25 protein-coding genes are annotated in these 25,756 nt (G+C 38.8%); 23 read left to right on the top strand and 2 right to left on the bottom strand.

Annotated features, from left to right (window positions below; genetic code table 11):
- The first annotated feature begins 47 nt into the window (after positions 1 to 47).
- From ACRPLY_RS20290 to cccB, 4 genes are all read left to right on the top strand, one after another.
- Positions 48 to 1,781, top strand: a complete 1,734-nt coding sequence (locus ACRPLY_RS20290) for an alkaline phosphatase D family protein (RefSeq protein ID WP_371129336.1) — start codon at positions 48 to 50, stop codon at positions 1,779 to 1,781.
- Positions 1,782 to 1,807: 26 nt separating this feature from the next.
- A complete protein-coding gene (locus ACRPLY_RS20285; protein WP_028412028.1) occupies positions 1,808 to 2,026 on the top strand; it encodes a twin-arginine translocase TatA/TatE family subunit in 219 nt (72 codons plus the stop codon).
- A gap of 59 nt (positions 2,027 to 2,085) precedes the next feature.
- Positions 2,086 to 2,802 (top strand): twin-arginine translocase subunit TatC, encoded by a 717-nt coding sequence (gene tatC, locus ACRPLY_RS20280; RefSeq protein WP_432232098.1) that lies wholly within the window; start codon positions 2,086 to 2,088, stop codon positions 2,800 to 2,802.
- 124 nt (positions 2,803 to 2,926) lie between these two features.
- Positions 2,927 to 3,241 carry a cytochrome c551 gene (gene cccB / locus ACRPLY_RS20275; RefSeq protein ID WP_013059743.1) on the top strand — a complete coding sequence of 105 codons (315 nt, stop codon included), beginning with the start codon at positions 2,927 to 2,929 and terminating at the stop codon, positions 3,239 to 3,241.
- A 25-nt stretch (positions 3,242 to 3,266) separates the two neighbouring features.
- On the opposite strand, the gene ACRPLY_RS20270 is transcribed toward cccB, so the two are convergent.
- The gene (locus tag ACRPLY_RS20270; RefSeq protein ID WP_028412030.1) at positions 3,267 to 3,803 is read right to left on the bottom strand and encodes a flavodoxin family protein; all 537 of its coding nucleotides are present in this window, start codon (positions 3,801 to 3,803) and stop codon (positions 3,267 to 3,269) included.
- A gap of 338 nt (positions 3,804 to 4,141) precedes the next feature.
- Between ACRPLY_RS20270 and ftsE the strand changes: the two genes are divergently transcribed.
- From ftsE to ACRPLY_RS20235, 7 genes are all read left to right on the top strand, one after another.
- Complete coding sequence (ftsE, locus tag ACRPLY_RS20265; protein ID WP_013085414.1) at positions 4,142 to 4,828, top strand: cell division ATP-binding protein FtsE; 687 nt, start codon at positions 4,142 to 4,144, stop codon at positions 4,826 to 4,828.
- Positions 4,818 to 5,708, top strand: coding sequence for a permease-like cell division protein FtsX (gene ftsX, locus ACRPLY_RS20260; protein WP_014457813.1), 891 nt, complete (start codon positions 4,818 to 4,820; stop codon positions 5,706 to 5,708). The genes ftsE and ftsX overlap by 11 nt, the downstream gene beginning before the upstream one ends.
- Before the next feature lie 115 nt (positions 5,709 to 5,823).
- The gene (locus ACRPLY_RS20255; protein ID WP_430078317.1) at positions 5,824 to 7,032 is read left to right on the top strand and encodes a murein hydrolase activator EnvC family protein; all 1,209 of its coding nucleotides are present in this window, start codon (positions 5,824 to 5,826) and stop codon (positions 7,030 to 7,032) included.
- A gap of 173 nt (positions 7,033 to 7,205) precedes the next feature.
- Positions 7,206 to 8,645, top strand: a complete 1,440-nt coding sequence (locus ACRPLY_RS20250) for a S41 family peptidase (RefSeq protein ID WP_028412032.1) — start codon at positions 7,206 to 7,208, stop codon at positions 8,643 to 8,645.
- A 162-nt stretch (positions 8,646 to 8,807) separates the two neighbouring features.
- Entirely contained in the window at positions 8,808 to 9,998 is a 1,191-nt protein-coding gene (locus ACRPLY_RS20245) for a PDZ domain-containing protein (RefSeq protein WP_028412033.1), read from the top strand.
- 26 nt (positions 9,999 to 10,024) lie between these two features.
- Complete coding sequence (locus ACRPLY_RS20240; protein WP_028412034.1) at positions 10,025 to 10,249, top strand: DUF2198 family protein; 225 nt, start codon at positions 10,025 to 10,027, stop codon at positions 10,247 to 10,249.
- Between the two features lie 315 nt (positions 10,250 to 10,564).
- Positions 10,565 to 11,479: a proline dehydrogenase family protein gene (locus ACRPLY_RS20235; protein ID WP_028412035.1), complete on the top strand. Its 915-nt coding sequence runs from the start codon at positions 10,565 to 10,567 to the stop codon at positions 11,477 to 11,479.
- 64 nt (positions 11,480 to 11,543) lie between these two features.
- Here the strand turns inward: ACRPLY_RS20235 and ACRPLY_RS20230 are convergent, their stop codons facing one another.
- Positions 11,544 to 13,205 (bottom strand): sigma-54 interaction domain-containing protein, encoded by a 1,662-nt coding sequence (locus tag ACRPLY_RS20230; protein WP_033580415.1) that lies wholly within the window; start codon positions 13,203 to 13,205, stop codon positions 11,544 to 11,546.
- 335 nt (positions 13,206 to 13,540) lie between these two features.
- Here ACRPLY_RS20230 and uvrB point away from each other — a divergent pair, with 335 nt between their 5' ends.
- The 12 genes from uvrB to hisG all read left to right on the top strand — a co-directional run bounded on the left by uvrB (position 13,541) and on the right by hisG (position 25,742).
- Entirely contained in the window at positions 13,541 to 15,520 is a 1,980-nt protein-coding gene (gene uvrB / locus ACRPLY_RS20225) for an excinuclease ABC subunit UvrB (protein ID WP_033580416.1), read from the top strand.
- A 6-nt stretch (positions 15,521 to 15,526) separates the two neighbouring features.
- Positions 15,527 to 18,403, top strand: coding sequence for an excinuclease ABC subunit UvrA (uvrA, locus tag ACRPLY_RS20220; protein ID WP_028412038.1), 2,877 nt, complete (start codon positions 15,527 to 15,529; stop codon positions 18,401 to 18,403).
- Positions 18,404 to 18,490: 87 nt separating this feature from the next.
- On the top strand, positions 18,491 to 18,802 hold the full coding sequence (locus ACRPLY_RS20215) for a hypothetical protein (protein WP_013059730.1): 312 nt from the start codon (positions 18,491 to 18,493) through the stop codon (positions 18,800 to 18,802).
- A 38-nt stretch (positions 18,803 to 18,840) separates the two neighbouring features.
- The gene (locus ACRPLY_RS20210; protein WP_028412039.1) at positions 18,841 to 19,932 is read left to right on the top strand and encodes a DUF4097 family beta strand repeat-containing protein; all 1,092 of its coding nucleotides are present in this window, start codon (positions 18,841 to 18,843) and stop codon (positions 19,930 to 19,932) included.
- Between the two features lie 41 nt (positions 19,933 to 19,973).
- Positions 19,974 to 20,168, top strand: coding sequence for a PspC domain-containing protein (locus ACRPLY_RS20205; RefSeq protein ID WP_013059728.1), 195 nt, complete (start codon positions 19,974 to 19,976; stop codon positions 20,166 to 20,168).
- A 2-nt stretch (positions 20,169 to 20,170) separates the two neighbouring features.
- Positions 20,171 to 20,536: a phage holin family protein gene (locus ACRPLY_RS20200; RefSeq protein ID WP_013059727.1), complete on the top strand. Its 366-nt coding sequence runs from the start codon at positions 20,171 to 20,173 to the stop codon at positions 20,534 to 20,536.
- A 191-nt stretch (positions 20,537 to 20,727) separates the two neighbouring features.
- The gene (gene hprK / locus ACRPLY_RS20195) at positions 20,728 to 21,663 is read left to right on the top strand and encodes an HPr(Ser) kinase/phosphatase (RefSeq protein WP_028412040.1); all 936 of its coding nucleotides are present in this window, start codon (positions 20,728 to 20,730) and stop codon (positions 21,661 to 21,663) included.
- A 16-nt stretch (positions 21,664 to 21,679) separates the two neighbouring features.
- A complete protein-coding gene (gene lgt / locus ACRPLY_RS20190) occupies positions 21,680 to 22,513 on the top strand; it encodes a prolipoprotein diacylglyceryl transferase (protein ID WP_028412041.1) in 834 nt (277 codons plus the stop codon).
- A 60-nt stretch (positions 22,514 to 22,573) separates the two neighbouring features.
- Positions 22,574 to 23,221: a pyrophosphatase PpaX gene (ppaX, locus tag ACRPLY_RS20185; protein WP_033580418.1), complete on the top strand. Its 648-nt coding sequence runs from the start codon at positions 22,574 to 22,576 to the stop codon at positions 23,219 to 23,221.
- On the top strand, positions 23,218 to 23,745 hold the full coding sequence (locus ACRPLY_RS20180) for an acyltransferase (RefSeq protein ID WP_013059723.1): 528 nt from the start codon (positions 23,218 to 23,220) through the stop codon (positions 23,743 to 23,745). Before ppaX ends, ACRPLY_RS20180 begins: the two co-directional genes overlap by 4 nt.
- A gap of 183 nt (positions 23,746 to 23,928) precedes the next feature.
- The gene (locus ACRPLY_RS20175) at positions 23,929 to 25,110 is read left to right on the top strand and encodes an ATP phosphoribosyltransferase regulatory subunit (RefSeq protein ID WP_028412043.1); all 1,182 of its coding nucleotides are present in this window, start codon (positions 23,929 to 23,931) and stop codon (positions 25,108 to 25,110) included.
- Entirely contained in the window at positions 25,110 to 25,742 is a 633-nt protein-coding gene (gene hisG / locus ACRPLY_RS20170) for an ATP phosphoribosyltransferase (protein WP_013059721.1), read from the top strand. The genes ACRPLY_RS20175 and hisG overlap by 1 nt, the downstream gene beginning before the upstream one ends.
- Positions 25,743 to 25,756: the final 14 nt, after the last annotated feature.

Raw genomic sequence — 25,756 nt, 5'->3', positions numbered from 1 at the left:
AAGAGGAAGGGGCATGTGCAGTGGCAAATAAATCGTTACACGAATTAATAGAGCAAGTAAAACAGAACAGTTTTTCTTCGAGTAAAGGGTTTGATAGAAGGCGTTTTTTACAAGGAGCTGGAAAAGTAGCAGGAGTATCACTTGGCTTAACAATTGCTCAGTCTATCGGTTTAAATGCAGTAGAAGTTTCAGCGGCAGCGCCTAAATTTTCAAGTTATCCGTTCACTTTAGGCGTCGCATCGGGAGATCCTTTAGCAGATAGTATTGTTCTTTGGACAAGATTAGCACCAGACCCATTGAATGGCGGGGGAATGCCTAATCAACCCGTTCCAGTAAAATGGGAGCTTGCCGAAGATGAAGACTTTCATCGAATTGTCAAACGAGGAACAGAAATAGCTAGACCTGAACTTGCTCACTCTGTTCACGTTGATGTAAAAGGATTAAAGCCAGGCCGTATTTATTATTATCGATTTAAAAGCGGTCATGAGTTAAGCCCGGTTGGAAAAACAAAAACACTTCCTTCAGCAAATGCAGAAGTAGCCAGCATGACGTTTGCATTCGCTTCGTGTCAACAGTATGAACATGGTTACTTTACAGCTTATGAACATATGGTTAAAGAACAATTGGATTTTGTGGTTCATTTGGGCGATTACATCTATGAATATGGACCAAACGAGTATGTGGCTGCAAGCGGAAATGTTCGTACTCACAGCAGCGCAGAAATTCAAACGCTTCAAGACTATCGAAACAGGCATGCTCAGTACAGGTCAGATGCCAATTTGAAGTCTGCGCATGCTGCTTTTCCGTGGATTGTGACGTGGGATGATCATGAAGTAGAAAACAATTATGCAAATGTAATTCCTGAAAAAGGACAATCAGTAGAAGCATTTATTCAACGCCGCGCGGCAGCTTATCAAGCTTATTACGAACATATGCCTTTGCGTCAAACATCCTTGCCTCACGGAACGGATATGAGATTGTATCGTGACTTTTCATATGGGAAACTAGCTTCCTTTCAAGTGTTGGATACGCGTCAATACAGAGACGATCAAGCAAATGGAGACGGAACAAAGCCGCAAACGCCAGAATCTCTTGATCCTAAACGTACGCTATTAGGGATTGAACAAGAAAAATGGCTTTTTACTAATCTTGAAAAATCAGCGTGTCATTGGAACGTACTGGCTCAACAAATTTTCTTTGCTCCCAGAAAATTTGGAACGGCGGCTAAGCCTACATACAGCATGGATGCATGGGATGGGTATACGGCGAATCGTCAGCGTGTTATTGATTTTATTGAAAAGAAAAAGTTGGACAACGTCATTGTACTAACTGGAGATGTGCACGCTAACTGGGCTTCTAATTTACACACGGATTTTGCCAATCTTAATTCAAGAATTATTGGTGCAGAGTTCGTTGGCACCTCCATCACTTCCGGAGGGAACGGAGCAGATAAACGAGCTGATACGGATAAAATTTTAAGTCAAAATCCACATCTCACATTCTTTAATGATTACAGAGGATATGTAAGGTGTACGGTCACTCCTGATATATGGCAAGCTGATTATCGCGTTGTGCCTTTTGTAACAGAACCTGGTGCGGAAATTTCAACTCGAGCTTCCTTTCAATATAAAAAAGATGGAAAAGGTATGACAGAAGTTGAAGTAAATAACGTGCCGCGTGGGCTAAAGATTTCTAAGGAAGTAGAGGAAGATCGTATGCGGGCACACGGGAAAGCACATGAAAAACAAGAGTTGAAAAAGAAAGAAAAAGTACAGCAGTAAATTGAGTAATGGAAAGGAGGTCAAGTATGCTTTCTAATATTGGAATTCCTGGTTTAGTTATTATTTTGGTCATTGCGTTAATTATTTTTGGGCCGTCTAAGCTGCCGGAAGTTGGACGGGCGTTTGGGCGAACATTAACTGAATTTAAAGGAGCAGCAAAAGGGCTCGTATCAGATGATGAAAGTGTTAAAGAAAAGCAGGCAGCAACCGTTTCTGAACAAAAAAGGAATGAATCGACATTGTAAGTAAGGAAATAGACGAGGAAACTCGTCTATTTCTACTTGTCAGAAAGGAGAAATAGACAATGGGAGAAATGAGCTTGATGGAGCACCTTGAAGAATTGCGTGTTCGTATTATTAAAACACTTTGTGCATTTGTAGTTTTACTTATTGTCAGTTTTGTATTTGTACAAGATATTTATCAGTGGCTAGTGAAAGATTTGGACGGCAAGCTTGCTGTACTTGGACCAAGTGAAATTGTATGGATTTATATGGTGATTGCATTTGTTTTTGCGCTTGCTTTTACACTTCCAGTAGCTGCTTATCAAGTATTTCGGTTTGTTTCACCGGGATTAAAAAAGGAAGAGTATAAGATTATGATTACCTTCATTCCATTCTTTTTTCTCTTATTTGTAAGTGGCTTGGGGTTTGGTTATTTTGTTTTATTTCCAATGGTTTTAGCATTTTTAACAGGTTTGTCGAATGATCAGTTTTCACTCATGTTTACGGCGGAGCATTATTTCCGTTTTATGCTTAATCTGTGTTTACCATTTGGTTTTTTATTTGAAATGCCTTTAGGTGTCTTATTTTTAACGCGTTTAGGGGTTCTAAATCCAGTGAGGTTAGCTAAAGCAAGGAAGTTATCTTATTTTGCTTTAATTGTGATATCTGTGCTTATTACTCCTCCTGATTTTATTTCGGATATTTTAGTCATTGTCCCGCTTCTGCTCTTATATGAGCTCAGTGTGACAATTTCACGCGTAGTATACAAAAAACGTTTAGGAAACGAATCAATTGCTTGACCTCATACATAAATACGATGAGAGAATTCATGAAATTGAAACAAAGTCCTTGTAAACAGAGTGTTTTAAACATTCTTGAGTAGGTTATAATAGAGTGAAAACTCTACAGCAAGGGGGAGAAGGCTTGAAAAAAGTATTATTAACGTTAACAATTGGCCTAGCGCTTGTTTTGTCCGCGTGCGGCGGAGGCAGTTCCAAAAATGAATCTGCCGGTGAATCTTCAGCGAGTGCAGAAGATATTGTGAAGAAAAACTGTACAGGCTGTCACGGTGTAGATTTAGGAGGAGCAAATGGGCCAAGCTTGCAGCATGTAGGCAGCAAGCACTCAGAAGCTGAAATTGAAAACATTATTAACAATGGTCAAGGCGGTATGCCAAAAGGACTGATTAATGAAGAAGATGCCAAAAAAGTTGCGGCTTGGCTGGCAAAGAAAAAATAAGACGGGTATCCGTCTTATTTTTGTGTTAAAGCTGCTTTAATTGTTCATTTAAGACAATAGCTTGCTGTTGAGCTTTGACATCTTTTGCTATGTCTCCAGGTGCATTGGCTTCTCCAATGATGTATCCGCTAAAGGAAGAACCAATAAAATCGACAATGTATTGAAATTGCATAATAAGAGGAAGGGCCTTTACAGATGCGCCTGTGCCCCCGACTACTAATACATAGACGCGCTTATTTTTCATTTGTTCTTTAAAGTTGATTGTCGAATCTCTAAGGCTTTCAGACCAACGATCCACAAAGTTCTTCATCAATCCGCTCATACCGTACCAGTAAAGAGGCGTAACAAATAAAATAGTATCGTGCGCTGCCATCTTTTTCGCTATATCATAATAATCATCTTGTTGATTGGTAAATCCATGTTCATCGTGACGCATATCAGTAATGGGGTTAATGGTATGCCTACGTAAGTAAACTTCTTCAGTATTGATATCTTTTAAGACTGCTTTAGCCAATTCTTCCGTATTTCCGTTTTCCCGTGAACTTCCATAAATAGTGATCATGTTATCTCTCCTCATCGTTTTTCTTATTTATCATACCTTGTTTGTAAAAAAGTAGACATGAATGTGCTTTGTCTAACGATATTCGTAAAAAAATGAACAGCAAAAAACAACAGAATTAAAAATAAGGATAAATTCTCATACCCTGCTAAAAATATCCTACTTATGTCATATTTGAAATAAAAATGTAATATTTTTGGGGCTTATTTTCACGAAGAGTGATGTTATAATGAGAAAGCGCGTGAGAAGAGTCGAATTTTTGGTTTGAATTGTAGAGTTTTGTCGTATTTTGACAAGTTTTACATAGTATTAAAATAACACACTTGATTAGGTGATTACTTATGATTGAAATGCAAAATGTATATAAAACGTATCCGAACGGTGTAAAAGCAATCAATGGCATTAGCATCAAGATTAATCAAGGTGAGTTTGCTTATATCGTAGGACCAAGTGGAGCAGGAAAATCCACTTTTATTAAAATGATGTATCGTGAAGAAAAGCCTTCTTCAGGAAATATCATTGTAAACGGTGCAAATGTAGCAAAAATAAAAGATAGCAGAGTTCCTATCTTTAGACGTCATATTGGTGTAGTCTTTCAAGATTTCAAGCTGCTTCCAAAATTAACGGTCTATGAAAACATTGCTTTTGCACTAGAAGTAATTGAGCAAAGTCCCGAAGAAATTAAAAAGCGAGTGCTAGAGGTGCTAGAGCTTGTTAAGTTAAAGGGTAAAATGGATTCTTTCCCTGATGAATTATCTGGAGGAGAGCAGCAGCGTGTGTCTATTGCGCGTTCAATTGTGAATAGTCCTAAGGTTGTCATCGCCGACGAACCGACAGGGAACCTTGATCCGGAGACTTCATGGGAAATCATGGATATTTTTGAGGAGATTAATAAACGCGGTACGACTATTTTAATGGCAACGCATAACCGTGAAATTGTAAATACAATTCGAAAGCGCGTAATTGCGATTGAAAATGGAAATGTTGTGCGTGATGAAGTAAGAGGTGAATACGGATATGAAGGCTAGGACATTCGGTCGCCACTTACGTGAAGGATCTAAAAGTTTAGGAAGAAACGGCTGGATGACATTCGCATCTGCAAGCGCGGTTACCGTGACGCTCTTGCTTGTAGGCGTATTTTTTATGTTGATGATGAATTTAAACCACATTGCTAAATTGATTGAAAATGATGTGGAAATTCGCGTTCACGTTGATGCTGCAGCGACAGCGGATGATCGAAAAGCAATGAAAGAAAAGCTAGATGCAATTAAGCAAGTTGATACGGTGACGTTTTCTTCTAAAGATAAAGAGTTAAAAGATTTAATTAATAGTATGGGTGATGAAGGACAAGCTTTTGAACCGTTTGAGCAGCAAAACCCATTAAATGATGTGTTTGTTGTTAAAACAAAAGAGCCGACTGATGTCGCAAAAGTAGCTAAACAAATTGAGAAATATCCGTATGCAGCAAAAGTTCAATACGGACAAGATCAAGTTGAAAAGTTATTTAAAGTGCTGAAAGTAGCTCGTAATATCGGAGTAGTACTGATTTTAGGGCTTCTATTTACAGCGATGTTCCTCATTTCAAATACAATTAAAATTACGATTGTAGCTCGCCGTGAAGAGATTGAAATTATGCGCTTAGTTGGAGCCACAAACTCCTTTATTCGCTGGCCGTTCTTTATTGAAGGTCTGTTTTTAGGAGTGCTTGGTTCTATTGTGCCAATTGCTGTTATTATCGGTGTGTACAGCGTTTTATATAATGAAGTTCAGCCTAAGTTCGATGGATTCTTTGAACTTTTACCTGCTTTTCCATTCGTGCTTCAAGTATCGCTATTACTACTTGTAATCGGTGGTCTAATTGGGATGTGGGGAAGTACATTATCCATCCGTAAATTCTTACGAAAATAAAGATAGATTTTTAACATAATAGATTATAACAACCTCACATTTGATGTTTATCAGATGTGAGGTTGTTGTGTAATTACAGATAAAAATAGAAAAAAGTGCTAATGGGGAGAAACAAATGACACGTAAGACATTAGTAATGACAGCAGCAGTTTTAGTTGGACTAGGTACAGCTTGGATAGGTAATGAAAAAGTTGCTTATGCAGAAAGTGCCAGCACTACTAAACTCAGTGATTTAGAGAAAAAAAGTAACGATGTGAACCAAAATATTAATCAAAATAAAGAGAAATTAAAAGAAGTTCAAGAACAGCAAAAAAACGAAGAAGCTGAGATTGTGCGTTTGGATTCAGAAGTCGGACAGACAAATGCAGACATCCGCAGCCGTGAAGCTGAAGTAGAAAAAGCAAAGCAAGACATCGAAAAGCTGAAAAATGAAATTGACGTTGTAAAAAAAAGAATTGAAAAACGAAATGAGCTATTAAAAAAGCGTGCTCGTGCTTTACAAGAAAACGGCGGGTCTGTGGATTACATAGATGTACTGCTAGGCTCTGAAAGCTTCGGAGACTTTATTAGCAGAGTGAGTGCGGTTTCGACAATTGTAGGGGCTGACCGCGATTTGTTAATGCAGCATGAAGCTGATAAAAAGGCAAAAGAAGAGAAAGAAACAAAAGTTCAAAACAAGCTAACGGAAGTAAATCAAGCGCTTGAAGAACTTAAAAATCTTCGTGCGCAGCTGCAAAAACAAGTGGATGAAAAGAATCACCTCATGCAAACGCTCAAAGATCAGGAAAAAGAATTTAATGAAGAAGCCGTTGGATTAGAAGAGCAAGCTTCTATTTTAGCCGATCAAAAAAATGCAGCACAAGCTCAACAGCAAGAAATTGAAAAAGCCGGGGCAACAGAGGAGGCACCACCTGTTACAAGCGGGTCGTTTATGAGGCCGGCAAAGGGCCCGGTAACATCTCATTTTGGATATCGAGAAACGTTTGGAAGAGGACATTACGGTATTGATATTGGAAAGCGAGGAGAAAGTGTGCCAGTTGTAGCCGCAGCAAGCGGAAAAGTAATTAGAGCATATCATTCTTCTTCTTTTGGTAATGCCGTATTTATTCGTCACAATGTCGAAGGTCAGACGTGGGTTACAGTTTATGCTCACTTAGAGAGCTACAGCGTCTCAAGTGGTCAATCTATCAATAAAGGTCAACAATTAGGTTATATAGGGAACACAGGACGTTCGTTTGGTGCTCACCTGCATTTTGAATTGCATAAGGGCGATTGGAAAGGCAAAAGCTCTGCTGTAAACCCTGAACGTTATATTAAATTTTAAGTTCCTAGCATACGTGGTACAAGCTCAACATATAGTTTAACAAAAAGGCATCGCACTTGATTTGTGTGGTGCCTTTTGCTACAAATAACACATGCATCCTTTTTATTACATAGTTTTGGTTGTATCTATTATAATAAGAAGAGATGGCTTAAGGTTGAGGAGGATGAAAGAACTTGAATCGGAAAATCGTTGCACTATTAATGGCACTCTCCTTAGTTGTTGGAGCAGCAGGTACATATTTTGGCATTCAGTATGCAAATGCTGGAACGGTCAGTACCCCCCTTACAACTTCTTCAAATGATAGTAAAGTGGAAAAGGAAGAGCTAGACAAAATCAAGCAGGCTTACGAACTGATATCTTCAAAATATTACAAAGATGTAGATGACAAAAAATTATTAGATGGCGCAATCCAAGGAATGGTACAAACCTTAGGAGACCCCCACTCATCTTACATGGATAAGAAAACGGCACAGCAATTCACGCAGTCTCTTGATTCATCGTTTGAGGGGATTGGTGCTGAAGTAAGCATGGTAGATGGAAAAGTAACAATCGTAGCTCCGTTTAAACAATCTCCTGCGGAAAAAGCAGGATTAAAACCAAATGATCAGATTTTAAAGATCGATGGTAAAAGTATCGCGGGTCTTGAATTGAATGAAGCGGTATTAAAAATTCGCGGTAAAAAAGGCTCTACCGTGACATTAGATGTTCAAAGACCAGGCGTGAAAGAAACGATGAAAGTAAAAGTTGTAAGAGATGAGATTCCAATTGAAACCGTCTATTCTTCTGTTAAAAATGTAAACAATAAAAAAATTGGTTACATGGAAATTACGTCATTCTCTGAGTCAACGGGAGACGAATTTACGAAACAGTTGAAAAAACTTGAAAATAAACATATTGATGGTTTAGTTCTAGATGTTCGTGGAAATCCTGGTGGCTATTTAACGAGTGTTGAAAAAATGCTCGATAAATTAGTAACGAATAAAAAGCCATACATTCAAATTGAAGATCGTAACGGTGAACGTCAAAAAGTGGTTTCTTCAATGAAAAAGCAAAAGGATTATCCAATTGTGGCCTTGATTGATGGAGGAAGTGCATCTGCTTCTGAAATTCTTGCCGGGGCATTAAAAGAAGCAGGCGGATACAAGCTAGTCGGTGAAAAATCCTATGGAAAAGGAACGGTTCAACAAGCTGTTCCAATGGAAGACGGCAGTAATTTAAAATTAACGTTCTATAAATGGCTAACGCCTGATGGAAACTGGATTAACGAAAAAGGTATAAAACCAACGGTAGAAGTCAAGCAGCCGGATTACTATTATGCAAATCCAATTCAAGTTGATAAAAAGCCATTAACACGTGATATGACAGGTGACCAAGTGAAGAATGCTCAAGTGATGCTAAAAGGCCTTGGCTTTGAACCTGGACGTACAGACGGATATTTTAGTAAAGAGACAGAAACAGCTGTAACTGCATTCCAAAAAGCCAATAAGCAAAAAGCTACAGGTGAAATTGATGAAGATACAGCAGCGCTTTTACAAACAAAACTATTAGAAAAAATTAAATCCAAAGATGAAGATCGTCAGCTTCAAACGGCTTTAAAGCTAGCTAGTCAATAAGAAGTAGAAAAAGTTCCGTGCTTTTCCAAAGCACGGAACTTTTTTAGTAAAAACAACATTGTCGGTTAGTGATGCATTTTGATAAAATAAAGAAGCCTATGATACATAACAATCAATCGTAAATGTTGTAATAAAAATGTGAAAAATACAGGTGGTGAAAAAATGGATTTTGCATTAGAGCTTTTAAAAGGTATCGGGCGTTTATTTTTGCACCCGTTAACTTATTTATTTCTGCTCGTCTCGTTTTTTGTAGGTCTTTCTCGCGTCAAGAGAGAGCGTCAGAATTTTCATGTTCGCGTGTTTGATTTTATTTTAGAAGCAAAATATTTATTTTTTCCAGGTATCATTATTGGTTTGATTTTATCCGTTGTTACCGTGTTGCTAGGTGTCTATGTATCTATAGGAACGATTGTACTTGTAGCTGTTTTAACTTTTATCATAAGCGGCCCGTGGACGTTTAAATGGCTTTCTCCTTCTTATACCGTAGGACTGGCTGTGCTTGCGACCTTGCTTATTCCTGCAGCTGGTTTCGGTGAAGGATTTATTCAAACGTGGTCTGTGCAAGCTCATAACGCAGATTTACCTTCTCTTACTATTTTAATGTCGCTGCTTGTATTAGCAGAAGGATATTTAATTTGGAAGTTTGGAGCAAAAGGTACGTCTCCAGCCATTGTGAAAAGTAAAAGAGGGCAGGAAATTGGGGCTCATTATTCTCAAAAATTATGGGTTGTTCCGCTTTTTGTCTTAATTCCAGGCAGCGCCATTACGTCTGTGTTTCCATGGTGGCCTGTGTTATCTATTGACGGAACATCATTTAGCCTGTTTTTTGTTCCTTTTGCTATCGGTTTTTATCAGCGAATTCAAAGTATGGTTCCGTTTAAATCTATTGAATTTACCGGTAAGCGTGTATTAGCATTAGGCGTGGGATTAACGATTATTACAATTGCTGCTATTTTTTATCCTCCTGCCGCTGTCGCTGTTGTTATTCTAGCGATCATAGGAAGAGAGTGGATTCGTTTGCAGCAGCGTCGAAGCGATGAAAAAGCGCCCGCACTATTTACTAAGCGTACACAAGGTTTGGTTGTGTTAGGAATCATCCCTCATTCTCCGGCAGAGAAAATGGGTTTGAAAGTAGGAGAAGTGATTATTAAAGTAAATGGAATCGCTATATCTGAAGTCCATAAATTTTATGAAGCATTACAAGTGAATAACCGTGCTTTTTGTAAGCTAGAAGTTATTGACGAAAATGGAGAAGTTCGCTTTACTCAGCGAGCATTGTATGACAACGAACATCATGAACTAGGTATTTTGTTTGTACACAATTATACCAAACGTAATTCACAAGCTGGTTAAAAGACGGATAAAAAGGAGAAATGTTTGTGGAAGTCAAAACGATTGCCGCAGTTTTTCTACCCGCCATATTGCTTGTTCTGTTTGCTAGAGTAACATATAACCTATATGTTGCCACAGCGCTGACGCTTTTGTTGATAGCTGTTTCTGTATATAAAGGGTACGCAGATTATCCACTTATTATTTTAATAGATTTACTTTCAGCAGCCATTGGTTTTATATATGCAAAAGGCATGCTAGCAGCTGGAAAATAAAGATTGTTGCTTTGATGATAAGTGAATCGTCCTATTATCAAAACGTACGCAAAAGCTCTCTACGAAATGTGGAGAGCTTTTTTATGTCGAAAAACGAGTTAGAACTCATAACACTGTTGTTACGGTTCCATCGATAAATGAGTATAATTAAATTAATTATACAAATATGTTTGTAAATAAAATAACTTAAACAATTTTGTGTAAATTATTTTAAATACGTGTACAAATATGTAGTTAGGGTATAGAAAAATAAAGAAATTAATCTGAAAATTATATTTATTTTGATTTTTATGAATAAAAGGAGGTTTAGTATCGATGGAAGTGTTAATGAGAACGATGTTTCAGTCGCTTGGCAAAAATCATTCAATGAATAAATTAGCTAAAAAGTATGGATTGCGGATGGGGGCAGCTCGTTTTGTTGCTGGAGACTCAATTGAATCAGCAATTCAAACATCCAAGGAGCTTAACAATGGTGGGAAAGTTGTGACACTCGATCATTTAGGCGAATTTGTTTTTACAGAAGAGGAAGCTAGGTTATCTACGGCCATGTGCATTCAGACACTAGAAGCCATTGCAGCATCGGGCGTTCAATCAAATTTATCATTAAAGATGACTTCTTTAGGATTGGATATTAGCAAAGAGCTTTGTATGGAAAATATGCGCAGAATTCTACACACAGCCAGAGTGAATGATATTTTTGTTCGAATTGATATGGAAGACTACTTGCACTGCCAAATCTCCCTTGATATGTATAAAGAATTACGCAAAGAATTTGATAATATTGGAATTGTGATTCAAGCGTATCTTTATCGTACAGAACAAGATATGAATGACTTACATCAATATCAAGCCAATTTACGTCTGGTAAAAGGAGCTTACAAAGAATCGCCAGAAGTATCGTTTCCGGAAAAGAAAGACGTAGATGAAAACTATAAAAAAATCATTAAAATGCATTTATTAAATGGACACTATACAGCTGTAGCGAGTCATGATGAGGAAATGATTCAGTATACAAAACGATTAGTAAGAGAAAACGGCATTTCAAATGATCAGTTTGAGTTCCAAATGCTTTATGGAATTTGCGTAGAGCTACAGGATCGTCTGGTCAAAGAAGGATATAAAGTCAGGGTTTATGTTCCTTACGGAATTGATTGGTTTGGGTATTTCATGAGACGCCTAGCCGAACGCCCCGCCAACGTATGGTTCGTATTAAAAAATTTCTCCAAATAAGTTCAGTCCAAGAAACATAAAAAATTCGACACAAGTATCCTGAGCTTCGTGTCGAATTTTTTAATTAGTTTAATCCGTATTCTTTGATTTTGTTATAAAGGGTGCCGCGCGAAATGCCAAGCAGATCTGCTGCTGCACTTTTGTTTCCATAGGTTTTTTGAAGAGTCTCTTCTATTAGCCTAGCTTCTTGGAGAGAATCTTCTTCTTTTTGAACTTCTGTGAAAGAACTGGCATCCTTCAGATTGTCAGGAAGGTGCGTAAGGGTAATCAACGACTGATCACTAAGAAAAATCATTCGTTCAATCGTATTTCTCAGCTCGCGAATATTTCCTGGCCAATCGTATTGCATAAAGGCTTCGAGAACTTCAGAGCTGATGAAAGGAGCCTTCTTTTTATACTTTTTACTAAATTCCTGTACAAATTGCTGCGTTAATGCTTCAATGTCTTCTTTATGGTCTCGAAGCGGCGGAATGATAATATTAATGACGGTCAGCAAATAGTAAAGATTTTCATGGAATTCACCGGCTTTTAGCAACTCTTCCAAAGGCGTCGTAGTAGAGGCTACAATTCGGGTTTGGACTTGAATTTCTTCCGTGCCTCCAACGTGATAAAAGGCTCGTTCTTCCAAGTAACGGAGAAACTTAACTTGAATTTCAAGAGGCATTTTATCAATTTCTTCAATAAATAACGTCCCGTTATGAGCCTGCTCCAGTTTTCCTGCAATGGTCGTTGGATCTTCTGAAAAGACGTCTTTTTGATGACCAAAGAGTTCAATTTCCAGAAGTCCAGATGGAATAGTGGCGCAATTTAAAGATAAAAAAGGTTCTTTATGTTTGGATCCCCCGTAGTGGATGGCCTGAGCCAGCATTTCTTTCCCAGAACCAGGTTCTCCTGTTAATAAAATAGGCATATCTGTAGATGCCACTTTTTTGGCAATGTCAACGGCTTGCTTAATTTCAGGACTGATACCCGCAAAAGAAGAAAATGGATTATCTTTCGGAATGAGAAGAGATACATCAATTTCTTCATTTAGTCTTACAATATTGGTAATGTCATGTTCGGTTGCTACTCCACCTATGACTCGGTTGTTTCTTATAATAGGAGATGCATTGATGAGCACGTGAGTTTGTTCATTAGGACGATGATACGTTCCGCGCACAGGACGCCCTTCATTTAGAATCGTATGTAGAATGATGGATTCATCTTTAAAATGCTCTCCGATTTTTCTACCAATAATATTATCTCTCTGAATCTTATACGTATGTTCCGCAGCAGTATTCCACAAGATTACATTTCCTTCATGATCGACCGCTGTCACTGCATCATTAATGGTTTCTGCCAATGTATCAAAATAGGAAGCTAATATCTCATTTTGGCTATGCAAATGTGTAATCCACTGTGAAGGTGTTACAAGTCCTATTGTGGTTTCTTGGTTTTCTGCTTGAATGAGGACTGGTCTATTCCAGTTTGTGTTGGCTTGTAAATTGGCTAACGTAGAAGTAGAAGATGAAGGCCAATTTGTGTCCGCTATTACTTTTTTAATGGACGATGCCTCGTCATGACCTGTTAAAAGGTATCGTTCATCTTTTTGTATTACATAAAAGGTACTTGCTGTGACTACAACGAAATCATAGTTGGAAAGTTCAGATTTCACTTTAGCTAAAGAAGTTGATTCTTCAACTGTTATAAAGGAGTTATTTATAAGAACTTGATCAACGCTTGCCATACTAAACCCCTCTCAGTACATATTTTTTATACTGTATCATAATTTAGAAATTGGCGCAAAAGCCTATCCTTTTCAGACAATTAGGCAGCTTACTTTCTTTTATTGCTTTCATCTAAAGAGTTGTATTCCCCTCGAAAAGGGTAGTATAAGAATTTAGTGGGTAATAAAGTAACAGGGTAAAAAATCAAAACAAACAAACACTATATAAGATTAATACTCATTAGTTTCATTTATGAGTATAAAGTGATAAAATACGAATATCAGTTCGTGTTTTCGGTTTTTACATATCGTAATAAAAATAGATAAAACAAGAAAATAGAAACGGAGGCCTTCATTTGAAAGATCAGTTTGAATTAGTATCCCCATATCAACCGCAAGGTGATCAGCCAAAGGCAATTGAAAAGATTGTGAAAGGAATTAAAGAAGGTAAGCAGCATCAAGTTTTGTTAGGTGCTACAGGAACGGGAAAAACCTTCACTATGTCTAATGTTATTAAGGAAATAAATAAGCCAACATTAATTATGGCTCATAACAAAACGCTTGCTGGTCAATTGTACAGTGAGTTTAAAGAGTTTTTTCCTAATAATGCAGTCGAATACTTTGTCAGTTACTATGATTACTATCAGCCTGAAGCTTATGTACCTCAAACAGATACATTTATTGAAAAAGATGCAAGCATTAATGACGAGATTGATAAACTTCGTCACTCAGCAACTTCTGCTCTTTTTGAACGAAAAGATGTCATTATTATTGCCAGCGTATCCTGTATTTATGGATTAGGGTCTCCGGAAGAATACAAAGAAATGGTCGTATCTCTTCGAGTAGGAATGGAAAAAGAACGCAATCAGCTGCTTCGTACGCTAGTGGATGTACAGTACGAAAGAAACGATATTGACTTCAAGCGCGGAACGTTCCGCGTTCGCGGTGATGTTGTTGAGATTTTTCCTGTGTCTCGAGATGAACACTGTATTCGCGTGGAATTTTTCGGGGATGAAATTGACCGCATTCGCGAAGTCGACGCCTTAACAGGAGAAATTATTGGAGATCGTGAACACGTGGCTATCTTCCCGGCATCTCACTTCGTCACGAGGGAAGAAAAAATGCGTGTGGCCATTCAAAACATTGAAAAAGAACTAGAAGAACAGCTAGAGAAGTTAAAAGAAGCAGGAAAGCTTTTAGAAGCGCAGCGCTTGGAACAGCGCACTCGCTACGACCTAGAAATGATGAGAGAAATGGGATTTTGTTCAGGAATCGAGAATTACTCTCGTCATTTAACGCTTCGTCCGGCTGGTTCTACACCTTATACACTGCTGGATTTCTTCCCGGAAGATTTCCTTCTTGTGGTGGATGAATCCCACGTTACCATTCCTCAAGTTAGAGGAATGTATAATGGAGACCAAGCGCGTAAACAAGTGTTGGTGGACCATGGTTTCCGCTTGCCGTCTGCATTAGATAACCGTCCGCTTAAATTTGATGAATTTGAACAGCATATTAAACAAATCGTCCATGTTTCAGCAACACCAGGTCCTTACGAACTTGAGAAGGCGCCTGAGGTGATTGAACAAATTATCCGTCCAACGGGATTATTAGATCCAAATATTGAAGTTCGACCAATTGAAGGGCAGATTGATGATTTAATTGGAGAAATTCACGACCGGATTAAGCGAAATGAACGAGTGCTCGTCACGACGTTAACAAAGAAAATGTCTGAGGATTTAACGAACTACTTAAAAGAAATTGGCATTAAAGTTCAATATCTTCACTCTGAGGTGAAGACGCTCGAGCGTATTGAAATTATCCGAGAGCTGCGGCTTGGAAAATATGATGTGCTCATAGGGATTAACTTACTTCGTGAAGGTTTAGATATTCCAGAAGTTTCGTTAGTAACCATATTAGATGCGGACAAAGAAGGATTCTTGCGTTCAGAACGATCGCTTATTCAAACCATCGGACGTGCTGCGCGAAATGCTAATGGACATGTCATTATGTATGCAGATCGCATCACAAACTCCATGGACATTGCTATCAATGAGACCAAGCGTCGTAGAAGTATTCAAGAAGCTTACAACGAAGAGCATGGTATTACACCGACAACGATTCAAAAAGAAGTTCGAGGCTCAATTCGTGCAACAGTAGTAGCAGAAGATACAGAAACGTATGAAGAAGCACCGGCATTTGATAAACTCAATAAAAAAGAAAAAGCAAAGCTCGTAGAAGAAATGGAACAAGAAATGAAAGAAGCAGCCAAAGCGCTTAACTTTGAACGCGCAGCTGAGCTTCGTGACTTGATTCTAGAATTAAAAGCGGAAGGGTGATAAAACATGGCGATGGAAAAAATCGTGGTAAAAGGTGCACGAGCCCACAATTTGAAAAATATCGATATTGAAATCCCGCGAGACAAATTAGTGGTATTAACAGGGTTGTCAGGTTCTGGTAAATCTTCTTTAGCTTTCGATACAATCTATGCTGAAGGACAAAGACGTTATGTCGAGTCACTTTCGGCGTATGCAAGACAGTTTTTAGGTCAAATGGATAAGCCAGATGTAGATTCGATCGAAGGATTGTCGCCTGCTATTTCAATCGATCAAAAAACAACGAGCCGAAACCCTCGTTCAACCGTCGGAACTGTGACCGAAATCTATGACTATTTGCGCCTTTTGTTTGCTCGTGTAGGAAAGCCGATTTGTCCTAATCATGGAATTGAAATTACGTCTCAAACGATTGAGCAAATGGTAGATAGAATTTTAGAGTACCCTGAACGTACAAAACTTCAAGTACTGGCCCCTGTGGTATCTGGCCGAAAAGGCACCCATGTAAAAGTATTAGAAGATATTAAAAAGGAAGGGTACGTTCGCATTCGAGTAGACGGAGAAATGCGTGAAATAACAGAAGAAATTGAACTGGAAAAAAACAAAAAGCACTCCATTGAAGTAGTGATTGATCGCGTTGTTGTCAAAGAAGGTGTAGCCGCTCGTTTGTCGGACTCTTTGGAATCAGCTCTTCGCCTTGGAGATGGGAAAGTAATTATTGATGTAATAGGTGAGGAAGAATTACTTTTTAGCGAGCATCATGCTTGTCCAAAATGTGGCTTCTCCATTGGAGAACTTGAGCCCCGCATGTTTTCATTTAATAGTCCGTACGGGGCGTGTCCAACGTGTGACGGGTTAGGAACGAAATTGGAAGTGGATAAAGATTTAGTGATTCCTAACTATGACTTAACACTTCATCAGCACGCTATTGCACCTTGGGAGCCAACAAGTTCTCAATACTATCCGCAGCTGCTTGAAGCCGTATGTACACATTACGGCATCGACATGGATGTGCCGGTTCGAGATATCCCGGAACATTTATTTGATAAAGTATTATATGGCAGCGGTAAAGAAAAAATTTACTTTCGCTATGAAAATGATTTTGGCCAAGTAAGAGAAAATCATATCGAATTTGAAGGTGTGCTTCGGAACGTAGAACGCCGTTATCATGAAACAAGTTCTGATTATATCCGTGAGCAAATGGAAAAATACATGGCTCAGCAAGCTTGTCCAAAATGTAAAGGAAATCGTTTAAAACGCGAAAGCTTAGCGGTGCTTATTGACGAAAAGCATATAGGAGATACAACACGCTTTTCAGTAAAAGAAGCATATGACTTTTTTGAAAGTCTCAGTTTATCTGAAAAAGACATGAAGATTGCGGATATGATACTGCGTGAAATTCGTGAGCGTCTAAGCTTTCTCATTAACGTGGGACTTGATTACTTAACATTGAACCGCTCTGCTGGAACTCTTTCAGGAGGGGAAGCGCAGCGCATTCGCTTGGCTACTCAAATCGGTTCTCGTTTGACGGGGGTTCTTTATATTTTAGATGAACCTTCTATCGGTCTTCATCAACGTGACAACGATCGCTTAATTCGCACAATGCAAGACATGCGCGATATTGGAAATACGTTGATTGTTGTAGAGCATGATGAAGATACGATGATGGCAGCTGATTATTTAATTGATATCGGACCAGGAGCCGGCGTACACGGGGGTGCCGTTGTTTCTCAAGGCACGCCTCAGGAAGTGATGGATGATGAAAATTCCTTAACGGGTCAATATCTATCAGGAGAGAAGTTTATTCCACTTCCAGCCGAAAGACGTTCGATAGATAAAGATCGGATGATTGAAATTATAGGAGCAAAAGAAAACAATTTAAAAAATGTAAAAGCAAAGCTTCCGTTAGGTGTATTCACAGCTGTTACAGGTGTATCTGGATCAGGTAAGAGTACGCTTGTAAATGATATCCTTCACAAATCATTGGCGCAAAAGCTGCATAAAGCAAAAAGCAAAGCAGGAGAACATAAAGAAATCAAAGGCATTGAACATTTAGATAAAGTCATTGATATTGATCAGTCTCCCATAGGCCGTACGCCTCGTTCAAACCCTGCAACCTATACGGGTGTATTTGATGACATTCGAGATGTATTTGCCCAAACAAACGAAGCAAAAGTGCGCGGATATAAAAAAGGCCGCTTTAGCTTTAACGTGAAAGGCGGCCGATGTGAAGCTTGTCGAGGAGACGGTATTATTAAAATCGAAATGCATTTCCTGCCAGATGTATACGTTCCTTGCGAAGTCTGCCACGGCAAACGATATAACCGGGAAACTTTAGAAGTAAAATACAAAGATCAAAACATTTCAGATGTGTTGGATATGACAGTTGAAGACGCGCTTCACTTCTTTGAAAACATTCCAAAGATTAAGCGGAAGCTACAGACCATTTACGATGTAGGACTTGGCTATATCACGCTTGGACAGCCGGCCACTACTTTATCGGGTGGAGAGGCCCAGCGTGTAAAGTTAGCTTCAGAGCTTCACCGTCGCTCAACAGGAAGAACGCTGTACATTTTAGACGAACCGACTACCGGTCTTCATGTCGATGATATCGCACGTTTATTAAAAGTGCTTCAGCGTTTAGTTGAAAATGGAGATACAGTTCTAGTGATCGAACATAATTTAGACGTGATCAAAGCAGCTGATTATCTACTTGATTTAGGGCCTGAAGGTGGAGATAAAGGCGGACAAATTGTGGCTACGGGTACGCCAGAAGAAGTGGCGAAAGTAAAAGAATCCTATACGGGCCATTATTTGAAGCCAATTTTAGAACGTGACCGTAAGCGTATGGAGAAAAAAGTTGAAAAAGCAGAGGCATTAACTCGTTAAAAGACACCAGCATTGGTGTCTTTTTTATAAAGAATGAAACTTTTTAACTCATTAAAACGTAATACATGATATAAGGAGCTGATTATTATGGAAGGAAATCGCATACTATCTTCCTTAAATTATTTTAGCGTTTTCTTTGCACCATTTTTATTACCTATTATTATTTATTTTGTTGTTCATAACATAGAAGTAAAGAAACATGCAAAAACTGCATTTTTGTCACATTTATTACCTATCGCTACAGCGATCTTGTTCTTATTTTTCTTGCTTCCTGCTCTTACTGGCTCTAGTGGAACGGTATTTATTCTTTTAATTGTAGCTTTAGTTGTTGTTTCTTTAGTTAATGTTGTTGTGTTTGTATGGAATATTGTAAAAGGGATACAAATATTAAGCAGATAAAAGTTAAATGACTAAAACGTAAAGAGGAGATGGAAGGTATGAGTGAAAAGCGCAAACAAATTTTACAGATGGTAGAAGAAGGGAAACTTAGCGTAGATGAGGCTTTAACCTTGCTGAATTCACTGGAAAAAGACTCAGCTAATGACTCTTACTATGCTACGCCTGATAAAGCTGAGCTATCCCCTTATGTAGGAGGAAAACAGAAAAAAACGTACGCTTCTAAGTCATCTCAAAGCTCTTTAAAGGAAAAATTATTTACATTTGTAGATCAAACGGTAAAAAAAGTAAAAGAAGGAGATTTAGATTTTAACTTTGGTCCTTCGATTGACGTTCAGCACATCTTTCAGCAATCAGAAGCATATATTCAAGAGATTGACGTAGATTTAGCAAATGGAAGCGTTCAACTCCGACCTTGGGGAAGTACAGAAGTACGAATAGAGTGTGAAGCTGCTATCTACAAAGTAGAGAATTCGGATGAAGCGCGCCGCACTTTCTTGCAGCATACCGCATTTTCCATCGAAAATGGCAAACTGCGCTTTGCAATTCAGCAAAAGCAAATGAAGGTGAAAGCGATTATTTATATTCCAGAAATGGAATATGAACGCGTCAAGCTCCGTATGTTTAATGGTTCAATCGATGGGGAAAGACTAAGCGTACGAGACCTGAAAGCCAAAACAGCTAATGGCACCATCCGCTTTTACGATGTGAATAGCCATTCTCTTGAAATGGAGACATCAAACGGGCATATGGAACTTTCTCGAATACTCGCTTCGAAATGTGAGCTTGAAACAATCAATGGAACGGTTAAATTTGATGGAGATACAAAAAAGATTGATGTTCAGACATTTAACGGGGATATTGATACGTATTTAAAAGGAGAGCGCATTGAAAAAGCATTTTTCAAAACGACTACAGGAAGCATTACGCTCTATACGCCGTCCCACCTCTCCGTTGATGGAGATTTGAAATCTAACTTTGGGAATTTTACGTGTACACTTCCTGAGATGGAAATAGTAGATGAGAAAAAAGAAACGGTGATGAAACAACTTCGTTTCAAAGCAAATGTCGCTTCGCCGAAAGGCTATAAATTGTTAGCTGAATCCAAAACGGGCTCAATTGTTATAAAATAGAAAATGCTTGTTTTAGTAAAAAAACAAAGGAGATGATTAACGTGCGAAAGTTGTATCGTTCGCGAACAAATCGCAAGCTTGCGGGTGTTATCGGCGGTATTTCTCAGTATATCGGAATAGATGCTTCACTACTCCGCGTATTGTTTATCATCAGTTTATTTTTTACAGTAGGTACTCCGGTCATTTTATATATGATTTTTGTGTTTTTAGTTCCAAATGAAGAAGGAGATTTCTAAAAATGTTATTGCGTGGAATCATTAGTATTTTAATCAATGCCCTCGTATTAATCGTAATCGCAGGTTATATTGACACCTTTCACTTGGAATCGGTCAGTGCAGCTATTATCGCGAGCTTAATTCTATCGATTTTGAATGTGTTTGTTAAGCCGATTTTAATTTTACTTACCCTGCCGGTGACATTTCTTACGCTTGGCCTATTCTTATTCGTCATTAATGCCATTACGCTGATGATTACACAAAGTGTTATGGGAGATTCTTTTAATATTGACGGGTTTGGTACAGCGCTTTTAGCCTCGGTAATTATGTCGCTTCTAAATGCGCTTATTCAACGAGTGATTGTTGAACCGCTTCAAAATAGAAGATAACTTTCTTGCAATATTTAATTTTCTAAAAAAGATGGTAAGGCGATGCAGCCTATGCCATCTTTTTTTTCTTTTCTTTCTGTATTAATGATAAAATAAAGTGGCTAGTAGAACCAAACGCGACATAAAAGCGAGAGTTGGATATACTGTAGACATGAACAGGTATATGACTGTTTATAAAAGGAGGATGCACGGTGGTTAAAGTACGTACAAAAGACATCATTGAGAAATTTAAATTAGAGCTTATTAGCGGAGAAGAAGGAATCGACCGCCCTATTTCAACGAGTGATATTTCACGTCCAGGTATTGAAATGGCAGGTTATTTTACATACTACCCAGCAGAACGTATCCAGCTGTTAGGTAAAACAGAACTATCATTTTTTAAACAGTTAGATGAGGAACAAAAAAAAGTTCGAATGGAAAAAATGTGTACAGATATCACGCCGGCTATCATTGTTTCCCGCGAAATGGATGTACCGAAAGAACTTATCGAAGCTTCAGAGCGTGAATCAGTTCCCGTGCTGCGTTCAAGCTTTAAAACAACGCGACTTTCCAGCCATTTAACGAATTTTCTTGAAAGCAGGCTAGCACCTACGACTGCCCTGCACGGCGTATTAGTTGATATATACGGAATTGGTGTATTAATCATGGGAAAAAGCGGCGTTGGTAAAAGTGAAACAGCTCTAGAGCTTGTTAAGAGGGGGCATCGTCTAGTAGCCGATGACTGTGTGGAAATCCGTCAAGAAGATCAAGACACCCTTGTAGGAAATGCGCCTGGTTTAATCGAGCATTTGCTTGAAATTCGAGGACTAGGGATCATCAATGTGATGACGCTATTCGGCGCAGGAGCTGTACGAAGCTATAAGCGAATTTCACTTGTTATTCAGTTAGAGACATGGGATCAGCAGAAACATTATGATCGCCTTGGTTTAGAAGAAGATAAAATGAAAATTATTGATACAGACGTTACAAAAATTACATTGCCAGTACGTCCGGGACGAAACTTAGCTGTTATCATTGAAGTGGCAGCAATGAACTTCCGCTTAAAGCGTATGGGTATTAACGCAGCAGAACAATTTTCTGCACGTCTAACAGATGTAATTGAAGAAGGAGACCGTGAAGATTTATAAGAAAGGGTGTTAACTTGTGGAAGCAACTATTCAGCCGTTAGATCGCGTTTTCCTTGAAATTGGCCCTCTAACGGTCTACTGGTATGGTGTCATTATCGGTGCAGGTGTTCTGTTGGGTCTTTATATTGCGACAAGAGAAAGCGTAAGAAGAGGCTTATCAAAAGATACATTTGTTGATCTTATTCTATTTGCTGTGCCAATAGCTATTATTTGTGCACGAATTTATTATGTATCCTTTGAATGGGGATACTATTCAAAGCATTTGAACGAAATACCTCAGATTTGGCAAGGCGGGATCGCCATTCATGGTGGCTTAATCGGAGGCGTATTAACTGCCATTGTGTATTCGAAAGTAAAAAAGATTTCATTTTGGAAGTTGGCTGATATTGCTGCGCCTAGTTTAATCCTTGGCCAAGCCATTGGGCGCTGGGGCAACTTTATGAATCAAGAGGCACATGGGGGGCCGGTTACCCGTGCTTTTTTAGAAGGGTTGCACCTTCCAAATTTTATTATTAACCAAATGTATATTAATGGTACATATTATCACCCTACGTTTTTATACGAATCATTATGGGATTTTGCCGGATTTATCCTGTTGATGGTACTTCGCCGCACCAGTCTGCGAAAAGGAGAAATTTTCTTATCTTATTTAATCTGGTACTCAGTTGGACGCTTCTTTGTAGAAGGGCTTCGCACGGATAGTTTAATGCTGACGCATACACTCAGAATCGCTCAAGTTGTTTCACTTGCACTGATTGTCATCGCCATTATTTTAATTATTATCCGCCGCGTGACGGGAATGAGTAAACAGAAATACTTAGAGAATGAAGAAGCACAATCTAAGGCGTAAATGAAGAAAAGCTACAAGGTTTAGACAAACTTGATTTGACGCAAGGGAAGGAAATGAATAATGACGATTAATACGGTTTTGTTTGATTTAGACGGTACGTTAATTGATACAAATGAATTAATTATTGCTTCGTTTACTCATACGCTTAATCACTATTATCCTGAACAATACACTCGTGAAGATATTTTACAGTTCATGGGTCCGCCTTTATACGACACGTTTGTAGAAATGGATAAAACGAAAGTAAACGAAATGATTGAGATGTATCGCACGCATAATCTAGCTAATCATGATTTGCTTGTGAAAGAATTTGAAGGCGTACTTGAAACAGTTAAATGGCTGCACGAGCAGAATTATAAATTAGGTATTGTCACAACTAAGCAAAGAAATACGGTCATGATGGGGCTTAAGTTAACAAAGTTAGATCAGTTCTTTGATACGATTGTCGCAATTGAAGACGTAACAAATGCAAAGCCGCATCCTGAGCCGGTCGAAAAAGCGCTGAATCTGCTTGATGCTAAACCTGAAGAAGCGCTGATGGTAGGAGATAACCATCACGATATCGTTTCCGGCCAAAGAGCTTACACGAAAACAGCTGGAGTTGCTTGGAGTGCAAAAGGAAGAGATCATATCGCTTCTTATAACCCTGATATTATTTTAGAAAATATGACGGATTTAATTGATATATTAAAAGGAGAACGTCAGTGAGAAAAACAACGCGCTATCCGGTTAAAGGAGCTAACTCCCTTTGGCATGTCTATAAGACCGTGCCTTTTTGGAAAGTAGTGCGCAACTTCCTCATCATTCAATGCGCTCGTTATACGCCTTTTCTTTCGATGAAAAACTGGCTGTATAAAGCGTGCTTAGGGATGAAAGTAGGACCTCAAACATCCTTTGCCCTTATGGTGATGCTCGATATTATGTTTCCTGAAAAAATACAAGTAGGACGCAATACGGTCATTGGATACAATACCACTATTCTCGCTCATGAATATCTGATAACGGAATATCGTCTTGGAGATGTCATCATTGGGGATGAAGTGATGATTGGAGCAAATAGCACCATCCTTCCAGGTGTAACAATCGGCAACGAAGCGGTTGTAGCGGCTGGAACGGTGGTTCATAAAGATGTAGCACCCGGTTTCTTTGTTGGAGGTAACCCTATGCGTGTCATCTATACAAAAGAAGAAATGGAAAAGCGCAGGGAAGCAGAACCTAAAGCCACAACTTAGCAAGAACTAAGCTGTGGTTTTTTTTGTAAATTTGAACAGCTGGCGGTTGACGGCTGACTTTATCGGGTGTAAACTATCAATAACTTTAATTTGTTATTTCGCTAATACATTAGCGCGATAAAGTAAAATCAACCTATCAATGGTTCCTTAATAGATAAAATCAAGCTTAAAGGACGTGTCAGAATGTCAAAGTTATTTATGTTTGAAAAACCCCTTGGAATGAGAGATACCCTGCCAGCTCTTTTTGAAAGAAAAAAACAAGTTCGCAGTCAGCTGGCAGATGAAATCAGCAGCTGGGGCTATCAATATATGGCAACACCTACTGTGGAATACTACGAGACGGTAGGAAGCGCATCAGCTATTTTAGATCAACAATTGTTTAAACTTTTAGATAAAGAAGGGCATACGCTTGTGCTACGACCGGATGTAACAACGCCATTTGCACGTGTGGCCGCTTCAAAACTTTTAAATAATTCTCCTTTGCGCTTAGCTTATGAAGCAAATGTATTCCGAGCTCAGCAGCGTGAGGGTGGCCGCCCGGCGGAGTTTGAACAAATAGGCGTTGAGCTAATTGGAGACGCTACGATGAGCAGCGATGCTGAAGTCATTGCTCTCATGATCGGCGCATTAAAAAGAGCGGGACTTAAATCATTTAAAGTCGCAATTGGCCACATCGGGTTCGTTAATTCGCTTTTTTTAGAGATTGTCGGAAATGAAGAACGTGCTAACGTGCTTCGCCGCTTTTTATATGAGAAAAATTACGTGGGTTATCGTAATCATGTAAAAGATTTGAATCTATCTTCTATCGATAAACAGCGTCTCCTTCAGCTGCTTAACCTGCGTGGAGATGAAAAGAAGATTGAAGAAGCGGTTGAACTCGTTGAAAACGAAGCTGGGCAAAAAGCAGCCGGTGATTTGAAAAAGCTATGGAATATGCTTGATGCGTACGGTGTAACGGATGAAATTAAAATTGATTTTAACTTAGTCAGTCATATGAGCTATTACACAGGTATTTTATTTGAAGTTTTTGCTGAAAACGTTGGTTTCCATATCGGTAATGGAGGACGTTATGACCAGCTTCTTGAAAAATTCGCGTCTAAAACACCAGCTACAGGATTTGGAATTCAGCTCGACCGCTTAATTGAAGCGCTGGGCGAAGAAGTATATGAGCCTTCAGTAGTATACGGCATATTATATAGTCAAGAGCGTTTAGATGAGGCATTAGCTTTAGCTGCTGAACAGCGCAAGCAAGGATACCGGGTAGTGACTCAGGAAATTGCGGGCGTTGATGATGTTGATGTATTTACTGCACAGTTTGAAGAAGTCACGTTTCTAATTGGAAAACGAGGCAAGGGGGGACAATAATGAGTGAACTATTAACAATTGCAATGCCAAAAGGACGTATTTTTGAAGAAGCAGCTGAACTTTTGCGTCAAGCAGACTTTCAATTGCCGCCAGAATTTGACGATTCGCGCAAGCTGATTGTAGACATTCCTGAAGAGAACATGCGCTTTATTTTAGCGAAACCAATGGACGTTACTACTTATGTAGAATACGGAGTAGCGGATCTTGGTATTGCAGGCAAAGACGTAATGTTAGAAGAAGAACGAGATGTCTATGAGCTGTTGGATTTAAATATTAGTAAATGTCATCTGGCCGTTGCCGGCTTGCCTAATGCTAAAAAATCAGAAATTGCTCAAAAAGTGGCAACCAAATATCCAAATGTAGCATCTACTTATTTCAGGGAGCAAGGAGAGCAAGTAGAGATTATTAAATTGAATGGTTCGATTGAATTAGCGCCTTTAATCGGCCTTGCTGATCGGATTGTTGATATTGTATCAACAGGACAAACACTAAAAGAGAACGGACTTGTTGAATTGGAGCACATTGAAGATATTACATCGCGTTTGATTGTGAACCCTGTAAGCTATCGTTTAAAAGACGAACGAATTGATGATTTAGTGAATCGTTTAGCCCAAGTGGTTCAACCTGTATAAAAGAGGTGACATAC

Origin of the sequence: Priestia sp. TGN 0903 (genome assembly GCF_050846855.1) — a bacterium.
GTDB lineage: Bacteria > Bacillota > Bacilli > Bacillales > Bacillaceae_H > Priestia > Priestia zanthoxyli.
This window is presented reverse-complemented; position numbering and strand designations above follow the sequence as displayed.